Annotated in this window: 20 protein-coding genes and 1 pseudogene; 11 read left to right on the top strand and 10 right to left on the bottom strand. The window is 66.2% G+C overall.

The features are described from left to right. Positions 1–74: 74 nt before the first annotated feature. The 7 genes from Q322_RS0106295 to Q322_RS0106260 all read right to left on the bottom strand — a co-directional run bounded on the left by Q322_RS0106295 (position 75) and on the right by Q322_RS0106260 (position 5,010). A complete protein-coding gene (locus Q322_RS0106295) occupies positions 75–620 on the bottom strand; it encodes a GerMN domain-containing protein (protein WP_342667656.1) in 546 nt (181 codons plus the stop codon). Further along, positions 617–2,047 carry an N-acetylmuramoyl-L-alanine amidase gene (locus Q322_RS0106290; protein WP_415831160.1) on the bottom strand — a complete coding sequence of 477 codons (1,431 nt, stop codon included), beginning with the start codon at positions 2,045–2,047 and terminating at the stop codon, positions 617–619. Before Q322_RS0106290 ends, Q322_RS0106295 begins: the two co-directional genes overlap by 4 nt. Further along, entirely contained in the window at positions 2,044–2,475 is a 432-nt protein-coding gene (smpB, locus tag Q322_RS0106285) for an SsrA-binding protein SmpB (RefSeq protein ID WP_029476947.1), read from the bottom strand. The genes Q322_RS0106290 and smpB overlap by 4 nt, the downstream gene beginning before the upstream one ends. A gap of 162 nt (positions 2,476–2,637) precedes the next feature. Then, the gene (locus Q322_RS0106275) at positions 2,638–3,210 is read right to left on the bottom strand and encodes a TMEM175 family protein (protein ID WP_156952919.1); all 573 of its coding nucleotides are present in this window, start codon (positions 3,208–3,210) and stop codon (positions 2,638–2,640) included. A gap of 54 nt (positions 3,211–3,264) precedes the next feature. Further along, the gene (locus Q322_RS0106270; protein ID WP_051668291.1) at positions 3,265–4,029 is read right to left on the bottom strand and encodes an SDR family oxidoreductase; all 765 of its coding nucleotides are present in this window, start codon (positions 4,027–4,029) and stop codon (positions 3,265–3,267) included. 93 nt (positions 4,030–4,122) lie between these two features. Beyond that, on the bottom strand, positions 4,123–4,362 hold the full coding sequence (locus Q322_RS0106265; RefSeq protein ID WP_029476943.1) for a hypothetical protein: 240 nt from the start codon (positions 4,360–4,362) through the stop codon (positions 4,123–4,125). Between the two features lie 159 nt (positions 4,363–4,521). Continuing rightward, on the bottom strand, positions 4,522–5,010 hold the full coding sequence (locus Q322_RS0106260; RefSeq protein WP_051668290.1) for a hypothetical protein: 489 nt from the start codon (positions 5,008–5,010) through the stop codon (positions 4,522–4,524). Positions 5,011–5,114: 104 nt separating this feature from the next. Here Q322_RS0106260 and Q322_RS0106255 point away from each other — a divergent pair, with 104 nt between their 5' ends. After that, positions 5,115–5,747: a MazG family protein gene (locus Q322_RS0106255; RefSeq protein WP_029476940.1), complete on the top strand. Its 633-nt coding sequence runs from the start codon at positions 5,115–5,117 to the stop codon at positions 5,745–5,747. Between the two features lie 24 nt (positions 5,748–5,771). After that, a complete protein-coding gene (locus Q322_RS0106250) occupies positions 5,772–6,368 on the top strand; it encodes an NUDIX hydrolase (RefSeq protein WP_029476939.1) in 597 nt (198 codons plus the stop codon). A 77-nt stretch (positions 6,369–6,445) separates the two neighbouring features. On the opposite strand, the gene Q322_RS0106245 is transcribed toward Q322_RS0106250, so the two are convergent. Beyond that, positions 6,446–7,465 (bottom strand): DUF4384 domain-containing protein, encoded by a 1,020-nt coding sequence (locus tag Q322_RS0106245; RefSeq protein ID WP_029476938.1) that lies wholly within the window; start codon positions 7,463–7,465, stop codon positions 6,446–6,448. A gap of 358 nt (positions 7,466–7,823) precedes the next feature. On the opposite strand from Q322_RS0106245, the gene mntE reads away from it, so the two are divergent. Together mntE and Q322_RS0106235 are read left to right on the top strand one after the other, a co-directional pair. Continuing rightward, entirely contained in the window at positions 7,824–8,756 is a 933-nt protein-coding gene (gene mntE, locus Q322_RS0106240) for a manganese efflux transporter MntE (RefSeq protein WP_084147838.1), read from the top strand. 93 nt (positions 8,757–8,849) lie between these two features. After that, positions 8,850–9,473 (top strand): CBS and ACT domain-containing protein, encoded by a 624-nt coding sequence (locus Q322_RS0106235; protein ID WP_029476935.1) that lies wholly within the window; start codon positions 8,850–8,852, stop codon positions 9,471–9,473. A gap of 75 nt (positions 9,474–9,548) precedes the next feature. Here the strand turns inward: Q322_RS0106235 and Q322_RS0106230 are convergent, their stop codons facing one another. Further along, positions 9,549–10,730 (bottom strand): aminotransferase class V-fold PLP-dependent enzyme, encoded by a 1,182-nt coding sequence (locus Q322_RS0106230; protein ID WP_245593165.1) that lies wholly within the window; start codon positions 10,728–10,730, stop codon positions 9,549–9,551. Positions 10,731–10,851: 121 nt separating this feature from the next. Here Q322_RS0106230 and Q322_RS24455 point away from each other — a divergent pair, with 121 nt between their 5' ends. The 3 genes from Q322_RS24455 to Q322_RS0106220 are packed head-to-tail and all read left to right on the top strand — an operon-like array spanning position 10,852 to position 12,580. Then, complete coding sequence (locus tag Q322_RS24455; RefSeq protein ID WP_245593164.1) at positions 10,852–11,244, top strand: hypothetical protein; 393 nt, start codon at positions 10,852–10,854, stop codon at positions 11,242–11,244. Further along, on the top strand, positions 11,172–11,621 hold the full coding sequence (locus tag Q322_RS24450; RefSeq protein WP_245593163.1) for a M23 family metallopeptidase: 450 nt from the start codon (positions 11,172–11,174) through the stop codon (positions 11,619–11,621). Before Q322_RS24455 ends, Q322_RS24450 begins: the two co-directional genes overlap by 73 nt. Continuing rightward, the gene (locus Q322_RS0106220) at positions 11,618–12,580 is read left to right on the top strand and encodes a hypothetical protein (protein ID WP_029476932.1); all 963 of its coding nucleotides are present in this window, start codon (positions 11,618–11,620) and stop codon (positions 12,578–12,580) included. The genes Q322_RS24450 and Q322_RS0106220 overlap by 4 nt, the downstream gene beginning before the upstream one ends. An 83-nt stretch (positions 12,581–12,663) precedes the next feature. On the opposite strand, the gene leuS is transcribed toward Q322_RS0106220, so the two are convergent. Beyond that, complete coding sequence (gene leuS / locus Q322_RS0106215; protein ID WP_051668289.1) at positions 12,664–15,156, bottom strand: leucine--tRNA ligase; 2,493 nt, start codon at positions 15,154–15,156, stop codon at positions 12,664–12,666. 277 nt (positions 15,157–15,433) lie between these two features. On the opposite strand from leuS, the gene Q322_RS0106210 reads away from it, so the two are divergent. From Q322_RS0106210 to Q322_RS24115, 4 genes and pseudogenes are all read left to right on the top strand, one after another. Further along, positions 15,434–16,939 (top strand): serine hydrolase, encoded by a 1,506-nt coding sequence (locus Q322_RS0106210; protein WP_029476930.1) that lies wholly within the window; start codon positions 15,434–15,436, stop codon positions 16,937–16,939. Between the two features lie 88 nt (positions 16,940–17,027). Beyond that, positions 17,028–17,600, top strand: coding sequence for a BsuPI-related putative proteinase inhibitor (locus Q322_RS0106205; RefSeq protein ID WP_029476928.1), 573 nt, complete (start codon positions 17,028–17,030; stop codon positions 17,598–17,600). A gap of 109 nt (positions 17,601–17,709) precedes the next feature. Continuing rightward, positions 17,710–19,428 (top strand): phytoene desaturase family protein, encoded by a 1,719-nt coding sequence (gene crtI / locus Q322_RS0106200; RefSeq protein WP_029476927.1) that lies wholly within the window; start codon positions 17,710–17,712, stop codon positions 19,426–19,428. A 93-nt stretch (positions 19,429–19,521) separates the two neighbouring features. Then, a pseudogene (locus Q322_RS24115) lies at positions 19,522–19,770 on the top strand (hypothetical protein); the annotation flags it as partial.

Below are 19,770 nucleotides of genomic sequence, written 5' to 3'. Positions count from 1 at the left end.
AAGAATGAGGCAGCAAGTCCTCATTTTTTAAGCGGTCAGACGGTTAGACCTTTAGACGGTCAGACATCTCCCTCCTATTCATCGGCGCAGTCCTGCCGCGTGAACGGACCACGCAGATTGATCTGGCCCAGACTGTCCACCGGTTGACCGTCCAGCACAAAGGACACGTCGTCGCCGCGCGTGTTCAGCAGGGTGCGGGTCAGGGTGCACAGCAGCATGCGCTCGCCGCTGGGGCCGTAGCGGAGGCCCGCGTAGGCGGCGGGCAGGTCCACGTAGTAATGCGTGCCGCGCAGGTAGACCTTGGGGGCTGCCGTGCCCACAGGCACCACCGCCAGATTCGACGAGCTGTTCGGCCCGGCGGCCCAGACGTTCAGCGTGGCCTGGGCCACGGCGCGCGGGTTGCTCTGGGTCACCTGCACGGTGCGCGTCTCGGCCTTCATGGCGCGCACCTGCGGATCGGTGAAGTACACCTGGACTTTCATAGGCGTGCGCTCGGCCAGTCGCAATTTGGGGGCCTCTGGCAGGGTGGGGGGGCGCTGGACCGCCTGATAGGCCAGCACGGCGGCGGCCAGCAGCGCGGCACTGATGACATTAAACAGCGAGAACAGGCGGCGGATCACTGGCCTGCCCCCGCGTTGGGCGCGCTGCCTGCGCCGACATTGGCGTTGTTGTTGGCCCGGGCGGTCAGGTAGGTGGCCACCGAGCGGGCCACCGCCACCGACAGCGCCTGCAAGCGGCGCTCGACGCTCAGGTTGGCCAGATCCCTGGAATTGCTGGCCCAGCCCAGTTCCAGCAGCAGCGCGGCCTGTGGAGCCTCGCTGAGGGTCATGACCCGCGACAGGCTGCCCTGCCCCGCCGTGATGTTGCCGCCCTTGAGTTCACCGCGCAGCAGTTCACTCAGGCGACGGGTGCCGCCGGTGTCGCCCACCACCAGCGAGCCATAAGGCAGCGTGCTGCCCACCCGGACGCTGCTGACCAGTTGAGACGGGGCCGGCCCGGCTGGCTCGTAGACAGTTACGCCGCTGCGGGTCGAGCCGGGAAAGCGGCCCAGGTTCAGGGCCAGATACACGTCGCTCTGGCGGGCCAGTGTCATTTTCTCGTCGCGGTTGAGGGCGCTGGCGGTATCGCGGGTGACCTGCACCTGCCAGCCCGCCCCACTCAGCATCTCCGCCGCGCGGCGGGCCACGTCCAGGGTGGGGTCGCGGCCAATCCCCGTCACCTTGACCGGGTCCAGCACGATCAGCGGGCGCGTGACCCGTTCCAGCAGGGCCGGGCTAACGCGCGGGATGCCCGGCCCCAGGTCCAGGACCACCCGCGTGCCGCCGGGCCGCACCACCTTGTAGACCCGGTAGCCGCTGGCGGCAGTGATCGGCGCGCTCAGGATCAGGTCATCGCCGTCACGGCTGACCTCGGCAGACGGCACAAAGGCCCCGCGCGTGGTGTATTTGCGGGCCTCGCCCTTCACGCCGCGCAACCGCACCACCACCCGGCTGCCGCGCGCCTCATCGCTGATCCCCACGTCACGGCTGAGGTCCAGCACCAGCCGGTCACTGTCCTGGCCCGCGCGGCTGCTGACGCCCAGCAACTCCGGCTGCGCCAGCGTCAGCTTGCCCTGCTCGTACCTGGCCCCCAGCCCGGTGGCTAGGGTGCTCAGCGGCAGGTACAGCTTGCCGTTGACCAGTGTGGCTGCTGGGGCCTGAATCCGGCGGGTGTCGAGCTGCACGATGTTGAAATCGGTGGTGGCGCGTTCCTGGTCCAGGTCGATGGGAACCAGCAGCGTGTGGCCCAGCCCCCTGACGCGCACGATCGGTCCATCTCGGGTCACCCGGACCAGCTTGCCCAGCACGTCGCCGTTCACATACTCCGCGCCGTACAGCCCAATGCTGTCCACCTGCTGCCCGGCCAGATTCAGCTTGCCGAAGGTCACCTGCGCCCCGGCCAGCCCGGCCAGCAGCGCGGCAGACAGCAGCGGCCAGGAGCGCCGCAGCCCGCCCGCGCGGCCCGTCGCAGGCGGCCTCGATAGAAAAGATCTTCCGAGAAACCTCACAGCGCCCGCAACTCCCGCTGCACGGTCTTCTCGGCCTCGGCGCGGCGTTTGTCGTGCAGCTTCTTGCCGCGCGCCAGGGCCACCTCCACCTTGAAATAGCGGCCCTTGGCGTACAGCCGGGTGGGAATCAGGGTCAGGCCCTTTTGCTCCAGCCCGCGCTTCATCTTCAGGATTTCCTCGCGGTGTAGCAGCAGGCGGCGGGTGCGGCGCGGCTCGTGGTTGTTGTAGGTGGCCTCGGTGTAGGGCGGGATATACAGGCCCTCCAGATCGACGTTGCCGCCCGAGAGCCGGGCAAAGGCGTCGCGAAAATCGACGCCCCCGGCGCGGATGCTCTTGACCTCACTGCCGGTCAGGCTGACCCCCGCCTCGAAGCGCTCCAGCAACTCGTACTCGTAATGCGCGCGGCGGTTCGTGTACACGCCCCGCAGTCTAGCAGGGCCGCCGCGCCGCAGTCTGAACGTCTCAACAGCCCAGCCCACGCGCCCGCGACAGCAGCGGATGGGCCGCCAGCAGCACGAATGGCACAAACAAGGCCAGCGTCGGCGCGGTCAGGGCCAAAAGCGCCATCAGCGCGAACACGCTTAGGTTGATCAGCGCCCGCTGCCCAGGCGTTCGGCCTGCCAGCCAGGAGCCATCAGCCCGTGGCGGACCGCGTGCCAGAGCATCCACAGGAAGGCCAGCACGATCAGCACCTGATTGAGGGCATAGCTGGCGAGACCGGTGGGCGTGTCGCCGAACGCGCCGAGCGGTGCCGAGGGAACCGGCAACAGCGAGACGAACATCAGGTAGATGATGTTTAAAAACGCCAGGCGCGAATCGAGCCGCGAGAGATGGGACTGAGACCAGGTGTGACTGACCCAACTGATGCCCGCCACCAAAAACGTCACGAAAAAGACGATCAGACGGGGCAAGAGATTAAGAATGGCCCCATTCAGCTCCTGAGCGCGCCCGGCACCGTCCAGCACTCCAGAGATTCCGGGAGGCCGCAGCTCCAGCACCAGCAGGGTGATTACGATGGCGAACACGCCGTTACCCATGCCAGGCACCCGGCTGGCCGGGATTTCATGGCCCGCAGCGGCGGGACGCTCCAGATTCGCCCGGACTGGCTCTGGCCGCTCGGGGTTGGGTAGGGCGGTCCCGTTCTCGGCCATGTCGTATGGCACGTCCGCCACAACCTACGAGCGGCTTCAATCTGTCTCCCTATTTCTACTGTTCCCTTACTTCTTGGGCGGTTTGCTGGGCCTGACCTCGACCTTGCTGGGCAGCGTCCGCACGGGCATGTTCAGCAGGTCCAGCGTGAGCTGCGCGATGTCCTCGGGCTGGATTTTCCAGGCATCGGCGTCGCTGGGCGTGTGCCCGGCAAAATGGGTGGCCACGCTGCCAGGCATGATCTGCGTCACTTTGATGTCGTGCTGGCGCAGGTCCAGGGTCAGCACCTCGGACAGGCCATTCAGACCGAATTTGCTGGCGTTGTAGGCCGCGCCGCCCGCGAACGGATTCTTGCCCGCCAGGCTGGACAGCGTGAAGATGTAGCCGCCACCCTTCTTCAGCGCCGGAATGCCCGCCTTGATGGTGTAAAAGGCCCCCGAGAGGTTGGTATCGATCACGTCCTGCCACTGCTGGATGCTCATATCGGCCACGTTGGCGAAGTTGCCCACGCCCGCGTTGACGAACAGCACGTCCAGGCCGCCGAAAGCGGCGACGTGGGCGGCCACCTCGCGCTCCAGGGCCGCTGGATCGCGCACGTCACAGACCACGCCGCGCACTGCGCCGCTGACCTTGACTGCGCTGCTGACCTTGTCCGTACCACCGATCTTGCGGGCTGCCTCGCCGATCTCCTGCTCGTTGCGGCTGGTGATGGTCACGGCGTAGCCCGCTCCGGCCAGAGCGCGCGCCACCTCGTAGCCGATGCCCTTGCTGGACCCGGTGATAAATGCACTGCCGCGCGTGCCCGCCTTGTCCTGTACTGTCTGGTCAGTCATTCCCCGACGCTAACACGCCCGGGCGTCCGGCCACTGAATGAACGGGCGCAGTACGAACGGGCGCAGTCGTGGGTTTCAACGCAATCATGGGTTTCAACGCGGTCGATCGTTGCGTTGAGAGGAGTCCGGGACCGTATATTCGGCTTGAAGCTCCGGGTCCGCCGCATGCCGCAGGGAGGAGCTGGCGGCTATTGACGCAGCAATCAGTCCGGCCCCCAGCAGGGCCAGCACGATCCACCACGGCGCTCGCAGCCCCAAGACGGTGGCCAGGGTCAATCCGGCCAGCCCTCCCACCAGAATCCAGATGGCGCGGTGCCGCAGGCTAATGACCATGCAACGTCTCAAATATGCCGTTCTATTCATCTCAAGCCTCCCCGGAGTCCTGGCCCCGGCACATGCCATGAGTGGGCGGTGGGTGGGCAAAAACAGGAGAGTGGAGTGAAGAAGAGTGACAGCGTGATCGGCGGCAGTGCTGGCAGCACCGCCCCCTGCTCAGGGCAGGCGCTGGGCCAACTGGTCATACACGAAGTTGGCGGCCTCGGCCCGGTGCTGGTAGACGTCCCACAGGGTAAAATCCTGCCCCACGCTGATCCGCTCGCCCTCGGGTAGCGCAAAATCCAGGCGGGCAGTCAGTTTCAGCCACGGCAGCAGCGCGGAGGGGGTCTTCAGCACCGGGGTCACGCGGATGGCCTGGGGATTGGCGGCGTCGGCGCTGATCGTAGCCCCCGGATACCGCCGCTTGAGCGCCCCGCCCGAATCCCGGCGCATGGCGGCCAGCACGCTGCTCTGATCGCTGCCGCCGATCAGGCTGGGGCCGGTCATCTGTGGGTCCAGAATCACGTAGGTGGCCGTGGCCAGCCGGGCCGTGGTCCACGGGGCGGGCAGCGCCGTAGCGGCAGTCTGCGCGGATGTCTGGGCCTGGGCCGCCAGCAGCAGGGTGGTCAGCAGCGCGGCGGGCGCGAGAGTGGTCTGGGGCTTCATGCCTACAGTGCAGCACATCCCGCCTGACGCCTCGTGAAGCGGGCATGAGGCGGATGCCACTGGCCCACGGTCAAAAACCAGACCCAGGCGCTACAGTGGCCCGCATGCAGGACCTGCTGAACACCATGCGCCGCCTGCGCGCCCCGAACGGCTGCCCCTGGGACGCCGAGCAGACCCACGCCTCGCTGCGCCCTTACCTGTTAGAGGAAGCGGCGGAGGCCGTGGACGCCATTGACGGCGGCAGCCCGGCGGAACTGGCCGGGGAACTGGGCGACGTGCTGCTTCAAGTGGCCTTCCACAGCGTCATTGCCGAGGAACAGGGCACCTTCAGTTACGCGGATGTGGAGGGGGCCATCGTGCAAAAGCTGGTGCGGCGGCACCCGCATGTCTTCGGGACCACGCGGGTCAGCGGCAGCGCCGAGGTGGTCCGCAACTGGCAGGCCATCAAGGCGGCAGAACAGGGCGGCCAACCCCGCCGCGCGCTGGACCGGGTGCCGTCTGCCCTGGGCGCGCTGGCCCGCGAGGGGACGGCGCAGAAACTGACGGGCACTCAGGGCAGTCGGCAACAGGTGACCGGAGTTTTGGAGGTCGCCTCCGACTCGCCGCAGGGCGTTGCGGAGGTCCTGGCCGCCGTGGTGGCGTGGGCACGTGCGAGCGGCGTGGACCCCGAACTGGCGCTGCGGGACCACACCACACGCATGCTTCAGGGCCTGCCCGACGCCACCCCGGCGCCATGACCGAGGCTGCATGACCGGGACCGCATGACCGATCCGCTGGACGTTTCGCTGCTCGAAGATGCCCGCACAGGACTGGAGCCTGACCCCTGGGAGGGCTGGCTGTCCGCGCGCCGCCGCCAGCCGCTGCACCTGCCCGAGTACCGCCGCGCCGCCGTGCTGGTGGCCCTGACCCGCGAGGTGGACCCACGCGTGCTGCTCACCGTGCGGTCCTCGGAATTGCCCACCCACCGGGGCCAGATCGCCTTTCCGGGCGGCAGCCTGGAATCTGGGGAGGGCGTGGTGGCCGGGGCCGTGCGCGAGGCGTGGGAGGAGGTGGGCCTGGACCCCGCCGCCGTGACCGTGCTGGGCGAGATGGACGACGTGTACACCCCGGCGGGCTTTCACGTCACACCCGTGCTGACGCGAATTCCGGCCCAACCGTTGCTGCGGCTGTCCGGCGAGGTGGCCCAACTCTTACTGCCCCCGCTCTCGGAACTGCGCGCCCTGACGCCCACGCGCGAGACCCGCCGCATGCCCGACGGGCAACTGGCGGTGCTGTACCGCTATCCCTGGCAGGGCCACGACATCTGGGGCATGACTGCGCGGGTGCTGCGCGATCTGCTGACCACGGGACCACGGTAGACCGCCGGGGATTTAAGGGCCAAACCACAGAAAAACCCCCGCCTCTTCGGCGGGGGATCACAACCACAGGGGCCAATTTAGCGGGTGGGGTTGATGGTGATCTGACCGTTGGTGGTCACGTTGTAGGTGCTCAGGAAGGTGCGGTAGCCCGGAGCGATCATCACGATTTCGTGGCTGCCCCGGTCCACCTGCACACTCAGGGTGCCATTGCGGACGGTGCCGGCCTCCTGGCCGTCCACGAACACGCGGGCATTGTTCAGGTTGCTGCGAATGGAGATGGTGAGCCGGGTGGGCGCGGGCGGGGTGACCACCACAGCGACGAACTCGGCGTTCAGGTTGGTGGTGGTGCCGGCGCGGATGGCAACCGTGGTGGAGATGTCATTGTAACCAGGGGCCTGGATGCGGACCGGGTAGCTGCCGGGGCGCAGGTTGTTGTAGGTGACGTTCGCGCCGCCCAGCCGCTGGCCGTTCAGGATCACGGTGGCGTTGTCCACGTTGGCACCCACGAACAGGCTGCCGGTGCTGACCGGGTTCACGGCGGCCACAGTGTAAAAGGCCGTATCAGACACCCAGGAGTTCTGGGGAATCGGCGTGACCACGATGCTCAGGGCCTGCGCCAGCCCGGCCTGGCTCTTGGCGTTGACGGTGGCGAACTGGTCCTGACCGGTCTTGAAGGAGCTGATCTGGTCCAGCTTCAGAGGCGTCAGGCTCGCCAGGGCCAGCACCTTGTTCTGTCCGATGGGGCCAGCGATGGTGAACTTGAAGTTGTCGCCCGCTTCGGGGAAGCTCTTGGTGGCCCCGGCCTTGACGAAGTTGCTGTCGCTCAGGCGATTGGGCAAGATCTGGTCCACGCTGCCGTCGGGGTTGACGTTGAACAGGTACACGTAGGCGTCCCGGTTGACGGTGGCGGTAATTACGGCGTTCTCATCGACCTTGTAGGCCGGGTTCTGGTTGCCGGTGGTGTCCTTGTTGATCCGCACGCTGACGCTCAGGTCAGGCTGGGTGGGGTTCACGATGATGCTTTGGGCGCTGATTTTGGGGGCGGCGGCGGCGGTGGACAGCAGCAGGGCTGCCGGAATCATCAAGAGTTTCTTCACGGGTAGTACCTCCGAGAAGCAGGTTAAGCCGGACAACATGACGGGCCATGAGGGCGCAGGGGGGGAACGTTAATGGTGCTTCAGCTTACGATCAGCAGCATGACGGGCGGCTGACGCGCGTGCCAGAGGGCACTTTTGAGACTGGCAACCTGGGCCACCCCCCCCCATCTGATCGGCACTTTATGAAGACCGCCGCGCCCAGATGACCTCTTGGTATTTGCACTGGTTCTGAGCTGATTTTGGGCTGGTTCTGGGCTGGAGCGAGGCACGTCCAAACCTCATCTTCTGGACTGTCTCCGGGCCAGTTTCATCCCCCCACCACGCCTTTTGCCGTGCCTAACCCTGTTAATCTTCGGGCATGAGCGCGCCGTTCCCTCCCCGCACCACGCCCCGGCAGCAGGGGGCCGGACGGGCGGCGCGGCTGGCGCTGTGGACGGTGGGAGTGGCCTGCGTGGTGCTGGGCCTGAAGTTCGTGGCCTACCTGATGACCGGCAGCGTGGCGCTGTACTCGGACGCGCTGGAGAGCGTGGTCAACGTGGCGGCGGCGCTGGCGGCCTTCGTCGCGCTGCGCGTGGCGGCTCTGCCTGCCGACCAGAACCACCCCTACGGCCACACCAAGGCAGAGTATTTCAGCGCGGTGGCCGAGGGCGTGCTGATCGTGCTGGCCGCCCTGAGCATCGGGCGCGAGGCGATTGGGGGGCTGATGAACCCGCGCGAGCTGGACGCGCCCTACGCGGGGCTGCTGGTCAATCTGGCGGCGGGCGTGGTCAACGCGCTGTGGGCCGCGCGGCTGCTGCGCATGGGGGCCGAGTTGCGCTCCCCGGCGCTGCTGGCCGACGGACGGCACCTGAAGACCGATGTGCTGACCAGCGTGGGCGTGCTGCTGGGCGTGCTGGCCGCCAAGCTGACCGGAGTGACCTGGCTGGACCCGGCGCTGGCGCTGCTGGTGGCGGCCAACATCCTGTGGAGCGGTTTTGGCCTGGTCCGTGAGAGCGTGGGCGGTCTGATGGACGCCGCCGTGGACCCGCAGACCGAGGCCCGCATCCGCCACGTAATGAGCGAACACGGCGACGGCGCGCTGGAAATGCACGATCTGCGGACCCGCCACGCCGGGCAGTTGGCCTTCATCGAGTTCCACATGGTGGTGCCCGGCGAGATGGCCGTGCAGGAGGCCCACGCCATCTGTGACCGCCTGGAAGACGCCATCCGCGCCGAGATGCCCGACAGCAGCATTACCATTCATGTAGAGCCGCAGGACAAGGCCAAGCATCATGGGGTCTTGGTGCTGTAGGGGCTTCTCCCCCGGCGGAGCCGTTCTGGCGAACCAGCCAGCACAGGACATTGGCCTGATCTCGGCACAGGCGCAATCCAGTAGATTATTTACATGCTTGTACGCGACTGGATGACCCGTGATCCCGTGACCGTGACCCCCGGTACGCCCGTGATGGACGCGCTGAAGATCCTCAAGGAGGGCAACTTCCGCCGCCTGCCGGTGATGGAGGGGGGCAAACTGATCGGCATTACCACCCGCAAAGACCTTAAAGACGCCATGCCCAGCAAGGCCACCACCCTGAGCGTGTGGGAGCTGAATTACCTGCTGAGCAAGCTGACGGTGGCCGAGATGATGGCCCGGCCCGTGATCACGGCTGCCGAGGGCGAGTACATGGAAGACGCCGCCCTGCGTATGCAGGAGCACCACGTGGGCGGCCTGCCGGTGCTGGACGACAGCGGCAAGCTGAGCGGCATCATTACCACCATGGACGTGCTGCGGGCGTTCACCGAGATTCTGGGCATGCGTGAGGGCGGTCCGCGCATCACGCTGGAAATGCCCGACACCCCCGGCAGCCTGGAAAGGGCCACCCAGGCGATCATGCCCAGCAATATCATCAGCGTCGCCACCTACGATGGCCGGGATGGTCACCGCCGCTTCGTGATCCGCGTCGGTGGCAAGGGAACGGAGAATGTCAGGCAGCGGGTGAAGGATTCGGGGATGACTGTGCTGGATTAGACCTCGCCGTCTAAAAGTCGAAGGGTCTGAACGCTGGAGGTGAGCTTGAATCTTGCCGGCCTTCGGACGTCGCCCCTATGTCAGCGCCGCCCACGCCGCCGACACCGCCACCCCCCGCTCGAAGCCGTGGCCCAGAGCCGCAAAGGCATCTTCCAGCATTCCGGCGATACCCAGAGCGTCGTAACGGTCCGCGTGGCCCATCGTGCTGACGCGGAACACGGCGTCTTCGTGGGGGGCCTGGCCCGCCAGGGCGCGCTGGCCCATGCCAGTCAGGACGGCGGCGATCTGACGGCCCGTCAGGCCCTCGGGCGCTTTCAGGACGGCGACGGCGGGGCTGGGGCGCGCGGTCCAGGATGGGCAGCCCAGCGCGGTCCCGGCGGCAATCAAGGCGTCGGCCTTGCGCTGCTGCTCGGCCCACAGCACTTCCAGCGGCACGCTGAGCGGGCGGTCCAGCGCGGCAGACAGGGCGTAGATCAGGTTGATGGCAGGGGTCTGGGGGGTGTTGCCCGCCTGTTGTCCCTTCAGTTCGCGGGTCAGGTCCAGGTAGTAGCCGTGGGCGCTGTTCTGCACCATGCGCGCCTGCACTTCCGGGCTGAACAGCACGAAGCCCAGGCCCGGCGGGGTGGCCGTGCCCTTCTGGCTGCCCGACACGATCACGTCCACGCCCCACGCGGCGGGCCGCAACTCCGCCACGCCGTAACTGGTCACGCAGTCGGCGATGACGATCAGACCAGGGTTCTGCGCCTTGGCAGCCCGCGCAATTGTCCCCAGATCGTGCAGCGCCCCGGTGCTGGTCTCGCTGTGGGTGATCAGCAGGGTGTGGGCGTCACGGCTGGCATCTGCCACCTCATCTGGCTCAAGCAGTTCGCCCCAGGGACGGGCCACGATCCCCACGTCGTAGCCGAAGCGCCCGGCCATGTCGCCCCAGCGTTCGCTGAATTTCCCGGCCTGGGCATTGACCACCTTCGCCCCGGCGGGCGTGGTGCTGACCAGCGCGCCCTCGAAGGCCCCGGTGCCGCTGCTGGTGGTGATCACCGCTTCGTAGGGATCGCCCAGAAGGCGGGTCAGCTTCTGCCGCGCCTCCAGCAACTTGTCCACGGCGGCGCGGCTGCGGTGGTGCATCTGCGGCTGCGCCAGCTCCAGCAATACGCGGGGGTCCACCTCCACCGGGCCGGGGGCGATCAGGCGTTCGCGGTTCAGCGGGACGTGGGCGGCGGGCGCGGCGTGGCGCTGAGTTTCAGGGGCCATCTGGGTCATGCCGCTCAGAGTAGACCCGGCGCGGCGCAGCGGGAGGCAGAGGTCTGAACCACGCGGAGCCGCAACCCCCAACCGTAGGCGCAGGCACGCCTCTACACGGCGAATGAAGTCAAGATCGCGTATGGCCTCTCCCGCCTCTATTCCGCAGCGCGGCCCGCAGACAGCGTGGGCTGCCCTGTGCGGCCTGCTGCTGACCTCCCTGGCCGCAGCCCATTACGCTCCAGCCCTGCCCCTGAGCGCCGTCGCCCAACCTGCGCGGCAATTTGGGCTGCCCTTCGCGGGCGCGCCCGGCCCCGACTCCTGGCTGCTGGGCCAGGCTTACGGCAACACCACCGGCGCGTACCGTCAGCGGCGCAGCACCTACGGCAACTTGCAGGGCATCCACGCCGGGCTGGATTTCAGCGCGCCGGGCTGGATTTCAGCGCGCCGTGCAGCACCCCGGTGCGCGCCATCGGCGACGGCGTGGTGGCCGAGGTGGACGGCCCGCACGGCAGCCCCCCGCACAACGTCGTGATTGACCACGCGGGCAACCTGAGCAGCCTGTACGGACATCTGCTCCAGCGGGCTTCGTTGCGGCCTGGCCAGAAGGTCACACGCGGGCAGGTGATCGGGCAGAGCGGCGACTCGCAGGGAACGTGCATCAGCGCGCCGCATCTGCATCTGGAGCTGCGGGACCGGGCGCACCAGCGTTTTTTCAACCCACTGCCGTACTTGAATGCCGACTGGAACACGCTGGCACTGGCGGGCAGCTTCGGGCGCGGCTACGAATACGACCTGAGTGCGCCGCGCAAGTGGCAATCGCCGGACTCGCAACCCGCCGCCCTGCGTGGGGGCCGCCTGCTCAACGAATTCGCCAACCCCTGGCCCATCGCTCCAGGAGGCGCGCGGTGAGGGGGCTGCTGCTGACCGCCGTTCTCGCGGGCGCGTCTGCCCTGGCCGCCACCCTCCCTTCCCGCGCTGTGCTGGGCGGCGAGTGCTGCCCCGGCACAGTCTGGACGCCGGATTCGGGAGCGCTGCTGTTTCTGGACGGCCCGCCCACCCGCGCCAGCACCGGCTTCTATCAGGTGGCGGCCACGGGGGGCGAGGTCACGCGCCGGTTTTCAAGCGTCGCCTATTTCTCGCCCAAACTGCGCTGGGCGGTGCGGCCCGGCCCCGGTGAAGCCACGGTGCTGGAGCGGCTGGCCGACGGCAAACGCTTCACGCTGCCCACCTACGGCGCGGACGTGAGCTGGAACGACGCCGAGACGGGTCTGGCCTACACCCGCAGCGACACCAGCGGCAACTATGACCGCCGCGCCACCCGAGTCTATGTGGCCGATGCCTTCGGTTCTCCGCGCACTGTCGCCACCCTCTACGGCGGCGGCGTCAGCGGCTGGGTGGACGACGACACGCTGCTGCTGTCGGGCAAGAGCGCGCCGGGCAACCGGGACCGGGAGCTGTTCACGCTCAACATTCGCAGCGGCGCAAAAAAGACCCTGCGGACAGCGCTGGGCTTCCGGGGCATCAGCCTCAGCCCGGACGGGGCGCGGGTGCTGTACACGATTTCTTTCGACAGCGCCGCGAGAAACGGCCTGTGGCTGCAAAGCACGGCGGGCGGCTCCCCCACCGAGATGGGCGATTACGGGTCCTACCGCTGGCGCGACGCGGGGCGCTTCGTGCTGATTCCGCTGAAGCCGGGCGGCGGCGCGCACATTTTGCGGCAGTACAACGTGAGGGCGAACGCCTGGAACACGCTGGGCGATCTGGGCGATCAGGTGCGGCAGGGCGACTGGAACATCAGCCCGACCGGGAAATTGTTGAATTATTTAAGCGCGAAGGACGGCAACGTTCGGGTGCTGACCTTACCGTGAGGTGAGGGAATACAGATTGACTCTGGACCATCAATCGAGAACGGCGCTCCGGCACAGGCTCCAGAGCGGCGCCACAAGTTTTTTTACTTCACCACGATATTGATGATCCGCCCCGGCACGTAAATCTCCTTAACCAGCGTTTTGCCCTCAATGAAGCGGGCCACATCCGTTTCGGCGCGGGCGGCGGCCAGGGCCTCGTCCTGGGTGGCGGTCTTGGAAATGCTGACCTGACCGCGCACCTTGCCGCCCACCTGCACGCCGATGGTCACGGTGTCGCGAACGGCAGCGGCCTCGTCGGTGGCGGGCCAGGACTCGACATGCACGCTGCCCTCTTTGCCCCGCTCGTGCCAGATTTCCTCGGCGATGTGGGGGACCACCGGAGCCAGCATCAAGTTGAAGATGTTCAGCGCCTCGTCCCATTCGGGGGTGACGTAGGCGGGCGAGCGGCGGGCGCGGACCAGAATATTGGTCAGCTCCATCAGCGCGGCCACGATGGTGTTGAAGCTCAGGCGGTCGAAGTCGCCGGTGACTTTTTTCAGGGTGCTGTGGACGCCGTAGCGCAGGTCAGCCACGCTTACGGCCTCGTCCGGTCCCGCCGTGCGCTCGCCGAAGAATACGTTCCACACGCGGGCCAGCCACTTGGAGGGGCCGTTGATCCCTTGCGGGTCCCAGGGGCCGCCCACCTCCCACGGAGCGATGAACAGCAGGTAGGTCCGCACCGTGTCCACGCCGTACTCGCGCACCAGATCGTCGGGGTCCACGACGTTGCCGCGCGACTTGCTCATCTTCTCGCCGTCCTCGCCCAGGATGATGCCCTGGTTTCGCAGCCACGCGAACGGCTCGTTCTGGGTGGTCAGGCCCATGTCGCGCATCACCTTGGTCCAGAACCGGCTGTACAGCAGGTGCAGGATGGCGTGCTCGATGCCCCCGGTGTACAGGTCCACAGGCAGCAGGTTGGCCCTGGCCGGGTCAAAGGGATGTTTGTCATCGTGCGGCGACAGGAAGCGGTACATGTACCAACTGCTGTCCACGAAGGTGTCCATGGTGTCGGTGTCGCGCTCGGCTGGGCCGCCGCAGACCGGGCAGGTGGTCTGCACCCATTCGCGGTCCAGTTTCAAGGGACTCTGCCCGCTGGCCGTGAAGCCCTTGAATTTGGGCAGCGTAACGGGCAATTGATCGGCAGGGACGGGCTGAGCGCCGTGTTCGGGGCAGTAGACGATGGGAACGGGGGTTCCCCAGTAGCGCTGCCGGGCCAGCAGCCAGTCGCGCAGGCGGTAGGTAGTCTTGGCCCTCGCCACGCCTGACGCCTCCAGCTTTTCAGTCACAGCGTCAATGCTGACCTTGCCGCCGGGCAGACCGTCAAATTCGCCGCTGTTGACGATCACGCCGGGGCCGCTGTAAGCCCCCTCCGCGTCCGCGCCCATCGGCCCGGCCCCCTCGGCGCGAATCACTTCGGTGATGTCCAGGCCAAATTTGCGGGCGAAGGCAAAGTCGCGCTCGTCGTGGGCGGGGACGGCCATGATTGAACCCGTGCCGTAGGTGACCAGCACGTAATCGGCCACCCAGATCGGCACTTGATGGCCGCCGATGGGATGGGTGGCAAAGCTGCCGGTGAATACGCCGGTCTTCTCGCCCACGTCCTGCTGGCGCTCCACATCGGTCTTGCGGCCCGCCGCCGCGATATACGCCTCTACTTCGGCGCGCTGCCCGTCAGTGGTCAGTTCGGCCACCTTGGCGTGTTCGGGGGCCAGCACCAGAAAGGTTGCGCCCATGATGGTATCGGGCCGCGTGGTGAACACGGTTTCCGGCCCGGCAGGGGTGTCGAAGACGATTTCCGCACCCACCGATTTGCCGATCCAGTTGGTCTGCATGGCCCGCACGCGCTCGGGCATATCGGTATCGGAAAAGTCCAGCAGTTCGTCGGCATAGTCGGTGATTCTCAGGTACCACTGGTTCAGGTTGCGGCGCTCCACGGGCGTTCCGCAGCGTTCGCACGCGCCGCCCACCACCTGTTCGTTGGCCAGCACGGTCTGGTCTTTGGGACACCAGTTGACCAGACCACCCTTCTTGTAGGCCAGGCCGCGCTTGAAGAACTCGGTGAAGAACCACTGGTTCCAGCGGTAATACTCCGGATCAGAGGTGGCGAACTGGCGGCTCCAGTCGATCATGGTTCCCATGCGCTGAAACTGCCCCGTCATGCTTTCAATGTTGCTGTAGGTCCATTTGGCCGGGTCCACGTTGTTCTTGATCGCCGCATTCTCGGCGGGCAGGCCAAAGGCGTCAAAGCCCATCGGAAACAGCACGTTGTAACCGCGCATCCGCATCCAGCGGGCGCGGGCATCCGGGGCAACATTGGCGTACCAGTGTCCGATGTGCAGGTTGCCACTGGGATACGGGAACATGGTCAGCGCGTAGAATTTCTCGCCGGGCGCGTTCTCGTCGAAGCGGTACAGCCCTTCCTCGGCCCAGCGGTCCTGCCACTTCTGCTCGATGGCGTGGGGATTGTAGCGTTCGGCCCTGGGTTCCTGAATATTGGGTTCGTTGATTGAGATGGGGGTTTCATCGGTCTGGGTCATGGGATGCTCCTGCGGAGGTCTAAGGGTCTAAAATTCTGAGGGTCTAAGGGACCGGGCATCTGAAAAATTGGGCGGGGACCAAAAAAAGCCCCGGCGTGACACAGCCGGGGACAGGCGCTCTAGCGTGGGCTAGTCGCGGGGTCCCCTGGTGGTAAGCGCAGAGCGGATCATGGGTTCAGTTTACGGCATACGGGGCGGCGAGGAAAGGCAGACAATCAAGGGGCGCGTGAAGTGTAAGATACGCAACCGCTACGGCAGTCATCTCGTATTCACTGGCATGAACAGATCACTGTTGACCCTGACCACCAGCATCGCGTTGATCGCCTCTGCCCCGGCACAGGCGCAGACCATGACGCAGACGGAGGCGCTGACCCGCCTGCTCTCGGCCCCGGAGATCAGGGCGGAGTGGTTCTCGCCGGACTTTCTGGCGCAGGTGCCGTTCGGGACCCTTGCCGCCCAGCTCAGGAGCCTGCCCACGCAGTTTGGCAAGTTCGTGCGGCTGGATACCTTTCAGGAGCGCCCGCTGGCCGTCTACGAGCGCGGCACACTGATCGTCACCATTGCCTCGCTGGACGGCCAGGGACGGCTGACTGGATTTGGAGCGGTGCCGGGTCCGGCGGCGGCAGCGGCTGATCCAGCGGCGGCGCAGGGCGTAAAGGCGGGGGCGGCTGCCCTCCTTGAAAAGCTGTTCAAGACCGATCCGGTGGACACTTCGCGTTTTAGCCCGGAGTTTCTGTCCCAGATCAGTGCGGCGGACCTGACCAGGAATTTTGCAGACATCCGCACCGAGAACGGCCCGCTCCAGAGGGTGGAACCGCAGGACAACGGCTTCCGGCTGACTTTTGAAAAAGGGCAACTGGACGTGCCCAGCTTCGCTGTGGATGAGCAGGGGCTGATCACGAGCCTGCTGTTGCGCCCCGTCGCACCGGACATCTCGTATGCCAGTCTGGACGAGGCCCGCGCCGCCTTCGCTGCCCTGCCTGGTCAGGTCAGTCTGCTGGTGCAAGAGCTGGGGCAGCCCCAGCCATTGGCCGATCTGAACAGCCGCAAGTTGCTGGCGATTGGCTCGGCCTTCAAGCTGGCGATTCTGGGTGAATTGCAGGCGCAGGTCACGCGCGGCGAGAAACAGTGGACCGATGAGGTCACGCTGACCGACGCTGACAAGAGCCTGCCCAGCGGAACTTTGCAGAACGCGCCCAGCGGAAGCAAATACACCCTGCGCGATCTGGCCGCCCGCATGATCAGCGTAAGCGACAACACGGCCACTGATCTGCTGCTGAAGGCCGTGGGCCGCGCGGGGGTGGAAGCCCGGCTGGGCCAGACCGCCATGCCCAGTACCCGCGAGGCTTTTGTGCTGAAAGATCCCGCCAACATCGAATTGCTGCGGGCCTACCGTTCTGCGGGACTGGACCGGGACGCGCGGCGCGAGGTCTTGAAGCGGGCCGACACCCTGCCACTGCCGAATGTCGGGGTCTTCGCGCAGGCCAAGACCACCGCGCAGGACGTGGAGTGGTTCGCCAGCCCCCAGCGCCTGTGCCACCTGCTGGCCGACGTGGCAGGGTTGCCCGAGACCCAGTTGAATCCCGGCCTCGCCGATCCCGCCGATTTCTCCAGCGTCAGCTACAAGGGCGGCTCCGAGATCGGCGTGCTGAACCTGACCACCCAGGTCACCACCAGGGCGGGCAAGACGCTGTGCATCAGCGCCACCTGGAACCGCCCCGAACCGCTGGACGAGCAGACCTTCTTTGCCATGTACCAGGGAATGCTGAAGCTGCTGCGCTGATTGCCGTGGCGCTGAAAGTCGGTGGTCACATGACCGTTTCTTCACCTGTCCTCACCCCCCATCAGGCGCGGCGCGTCAGGCTGGGGGCATGACGAGACCTCTGCTGTTGACGCTGGCCCTGCTGGGCGGCACGCTGGCCCACGCGCAAATGAGCATCACGGACATCCCCGTCCTGCCCCAGAGCGGCGCGGCACGGCCCAGCACGACTCCGGCTCCAGCGCCCGCCTCAGCAACCCCAGTGACGCCCCCCACCGTGACCACCCTGCCGTCCGTCAACACGCCGCTGGCGCAGCCCCACACCGCCAAACTGGAGGGACCGCAGAGCGTGCAGGCAGGTCAGGCGAACACGTGGAGCGTGCGGCTGACCAATACGGGCAGCAGCGCCATCAAGCTGCAACACGGCGCGTGCGACGTGCGCTTTGAGGTCGTGAACGCGGCGGGTCAGGTGGTCCGCACCACGCCGAAAGACGCCATCTGCACCATGCAGATTGTCGGGACAGACGTGGCTCCCGGCGAGACAAGCGAGTTGCAGAAGATTCGCTGGGAGGGCAAGGACGATCAGAACCAGAATGTTCCCGCCGGAACGTACACCATCCGCTCGGTGTTCAACGGCGACGGCGTGCTGATCCGCCCGGCAGACCTCATCATCACCGTGCGCTGATCTGGCCACAAACATTAAGCGGGGGCCAGAGCAATTGGCCTCCGCTTCCTCTTGCCTTTGACCCGTTGCTACAGACCCGCGCGCCCGGACGTGCTGTAGTGGGCGCAGCATGACTGCCACCTCTCATTCCTCCAACAGCAGGCGCAAGACCGCCATCATCATCGGCTCCGGCATCGGCGGGCTGTCGCTGGGCATCCGGCTGCAAAGCCTGGGCTTTGACACCACCATCCTGGAGCGCCTGGACGCGCCGGGGGGCCGCGCCTACCAGAAGCGCACCGACGACGGCTATGTGTTCGACATGGGACCTACCGTGATCACGGTGCCGCACTTTATTGAGGAGCTGTTTGCCCTGGAACGCGATAAGGGCATGCTGGGCCAGCCGGATTACCCGCCCCACACGCTGACCGAGGACGCCCGCATCAAGTCCGGCGAGAGCGGCGGCCCGCGCACCCGCGACTACGTGAAACTGGTGCCGATCCTGCCCTTCTACCGCATTTATTTTGATGACGGCACCTACTTCGACTATGACGGCGATCCCGAGAGCACCCGCCGCCAGATTTCCGAACTTGCGCCCGAAGACCTAGCGGGCTATGAGCGCTTCCACGCCGACGCCCGCGCCATCTTCGAGCGCGGCTTTCTGGAACTGGGCTACACGCACTTTGGCGACATGGCATCCATGCTGCGCGTCGTGCCGGATCTGATGCGCCTGGACGCCGTTCGCACGCTGTTCTCGTTCACCAGCAAGTATTTCAGCAATTCCAAAATGCGGCAGGTCTTTTCCTTCGAGACATTGCTGGTGGGCGGCAATCCCCTGAGCGTTCCGGCCATCTACGCCATGATCCACTTTGTGGAGAAAACCTGGGGTATCCACTACGCGATGGGCGGCACCGGGGCGCTGGTGCGCGCCTTTGTGCAGAAGTTCGAGGAACTGGGCGGCCAGCTTCGATTGGGCGCGGGCGTGGACGAGATTCTGGTCACGGACGGGCGCGGTCAGCCTGTGAAGCGGCTCACCCTCAAACGGACAGCGCGGGGTGTGCGGCTGGAGAACGGCGAGGAACTGCGCGCCGATATCGTGGTCAGCAACGGCGACTGGGCCAACACCAACCTGAGGCGCATTCCAGCCGCCGCCCGCCTGGTCAACAGCGATGTGCGCATCAAGGCCGCCCGCCAGAGCATGAGCCTGCTGGTGATCTACTTCGGCTTCCGCGACGATCCGGCCCGTCCGCTGGACCTGCGCCACCACAACATCATCCTGGGGCCGCGCTACGAGGAACTGCTGACCGAGATCTTCGGTCACAAGGTGATGGGCAACGATTTCAGCCAGTACCTGCATGTGCCGACGCTGACCGATCCCGCGCTGGCCCCCGCCGGACACCACGCCGCGTACACCCTGGTTCCGGTGCCGCACAATGCCAGCGGCCTGGACTGGGAAGTGGAAGGACCGAAGCTGGTAGAGCGCGTCTACAGCTTTCTGGAAGAGCGCGGCTACATCCCCAATCTGCGCGAACGCCTGACGCACAGCGAGTACATCACCCCGGATTACTTCGAGGGAACGCTGGACAGCTACCTAGGTAACGCATTTGGCCCCGAGCCGGTTCTGATCCAGAGCGCGTATTTCCGCCCGCACAACCGTAGCGAGGACATTGGCAACCTGTACATGGTGGGCGCGGGCGCACAGCCTGGCGGCGGCACCCCCAGCGTGATGATGTCGGCGAAGATAACGGCCCGATTGATCGCCCAGGATTTCGGCATCCACAAGGACGTGCGGGACGGCGTGCCGGAAGTGGTTGAGAAGCTGGTCCGGGAAGTGGCGGGCGCGACGGATTAAAGCCAGTAGGGCTTACGCGAAACTGGACAAATTTGAGATTCTGAGCTGATGGGAAGACCTCGAAAAGTCAGTCGGCAACGGTACTGCGAGTTTTTGGCTGCCACACAGATCAACCGAACGCAAACCTATTTTGCCGATCACATCGACGATTTTGCTCATGACGCAGTTCAGCGGTACTTGCAAGGAGATCGCCTGACGGCAGCGGAGCTGTGGACGCAGGTGCGCCCACACGTCCAATTCAGCGACAGGGGCTATGTCATCTTCGATGACAGCGTCATGGACAAGAACCATTCACGACGCATGGCATTGGTTCGCACACAGTGGAGCGGCAACGAAAAAAGA

Source organism: Deinococcus frigens DSM 12807, from assembly GCF_000701425.1.
Lineage (GTDB): Bacteria > Deinococcota > Deinococci > Deinococcales > Deinococcaceae > Deinococcus > Deinococcus frigens.
This window is presented reverse-complemented; position numbering and strand designations above follow the sequence as displayed.

What these genes read in the sequence shown, in the direction of transcription:
- Q322_RS0106205 (WP_029476928.1), top strand. Translation starts at nt 17,028, where the DNA reads ATGACGAGACCTCTGCTGTTGACGCTGGCCCTGCTGGGCGGCACGCTG.
- Q322_RS0106265 (WP_029476943.1), bottom strand. Translation starts at nt 4,362, where the DNA reads ATGGTCATTAGCCTGCGGCACCGCGCCATCTGGATTCTGGTGGGAGGG.
- Q322_RS0106255 (WP_029476940.1), top strand. Translation starts at nt 5,115, where the DNA reads ATGCAGGACCTGCTGAACACCATGCGCCGCCTGCGCGCCCCGAACGGC.
- Q322_RS0106250 (WP_029476939.1), top strand. Translation starts at nt 5,772, where the DNA reads ATGACCGATCCGCTGGACGTTTCGCTGCTCGAAGATGCCCGCACAGGA.
- crtI (WP_029476927.1), top strand. Translation starts at nt 17,710, where the DNA reads ATGACTGCCACCTCTCATTCCTCCAACAGCAGGCGCAAGACCGCCATC.
- Q322_RS0106230 (WP_245593165.1), bottom strand. Translation starts at nt 10,730, where the DNA reads ATGACCCAGATGGCCCCTGAAACTCAGCGCCACGCCGCGCCCGCCGCC.
- mntE (WP_084147838.1), top strand. Translation starts at nt 7,824, where the DNA reads ATGAGCGCGCCGTTCCCTCCCCGCACCACGCCCCGGCAGCAGGGGGCC.
- Q322_RS0106210 (WP_029476930.1), top strand. Translation starts at nt 15,434, where the DNA reads ATGAACAGATCACTGTTGACCCTGACCACCAGCATCGCGTTGATCGCC.
- Q322_RS0106260 (WP_051668290.1), bottom strand. Translation starts at nt 5,010, where the DNA reads ATGAAGCCCCAGACCACTCTCGCGCCCGCCGCGCTGCTGACCACCCTG.
- Q322_RS0106270 (WP_051668291.1), bottom strand. Translation starts at nt 4,029, where the DNA reads ATGACTGACCAGACAGTACAGGACAAGGCGGGCACGCGCGGCAGTGCA.
- Q322_RS24455 (WP_245593164.1), top strand. Translation starts at nt 10,852, where the DNA reads ATGGCCTCTCCCGCCTCTATTCCGCAGCGCGGCCCGCAGACAGCGTGG.
- leuS (WP_051668289.1), bottom strand. Translation starts at nt 15,156, where the DNA reads ATGACCCAGACCGATGAAACCCCCATCTCAATCAACGAACCCAATATT.
- Q322_RS0106235 (WP_029476935.1), top strand. Translation starts at nt 8,850, where the DNA reads ATGCTTGTACGCGACTGGATGACCCGTGATCCCGTGACCGTGACCCCC.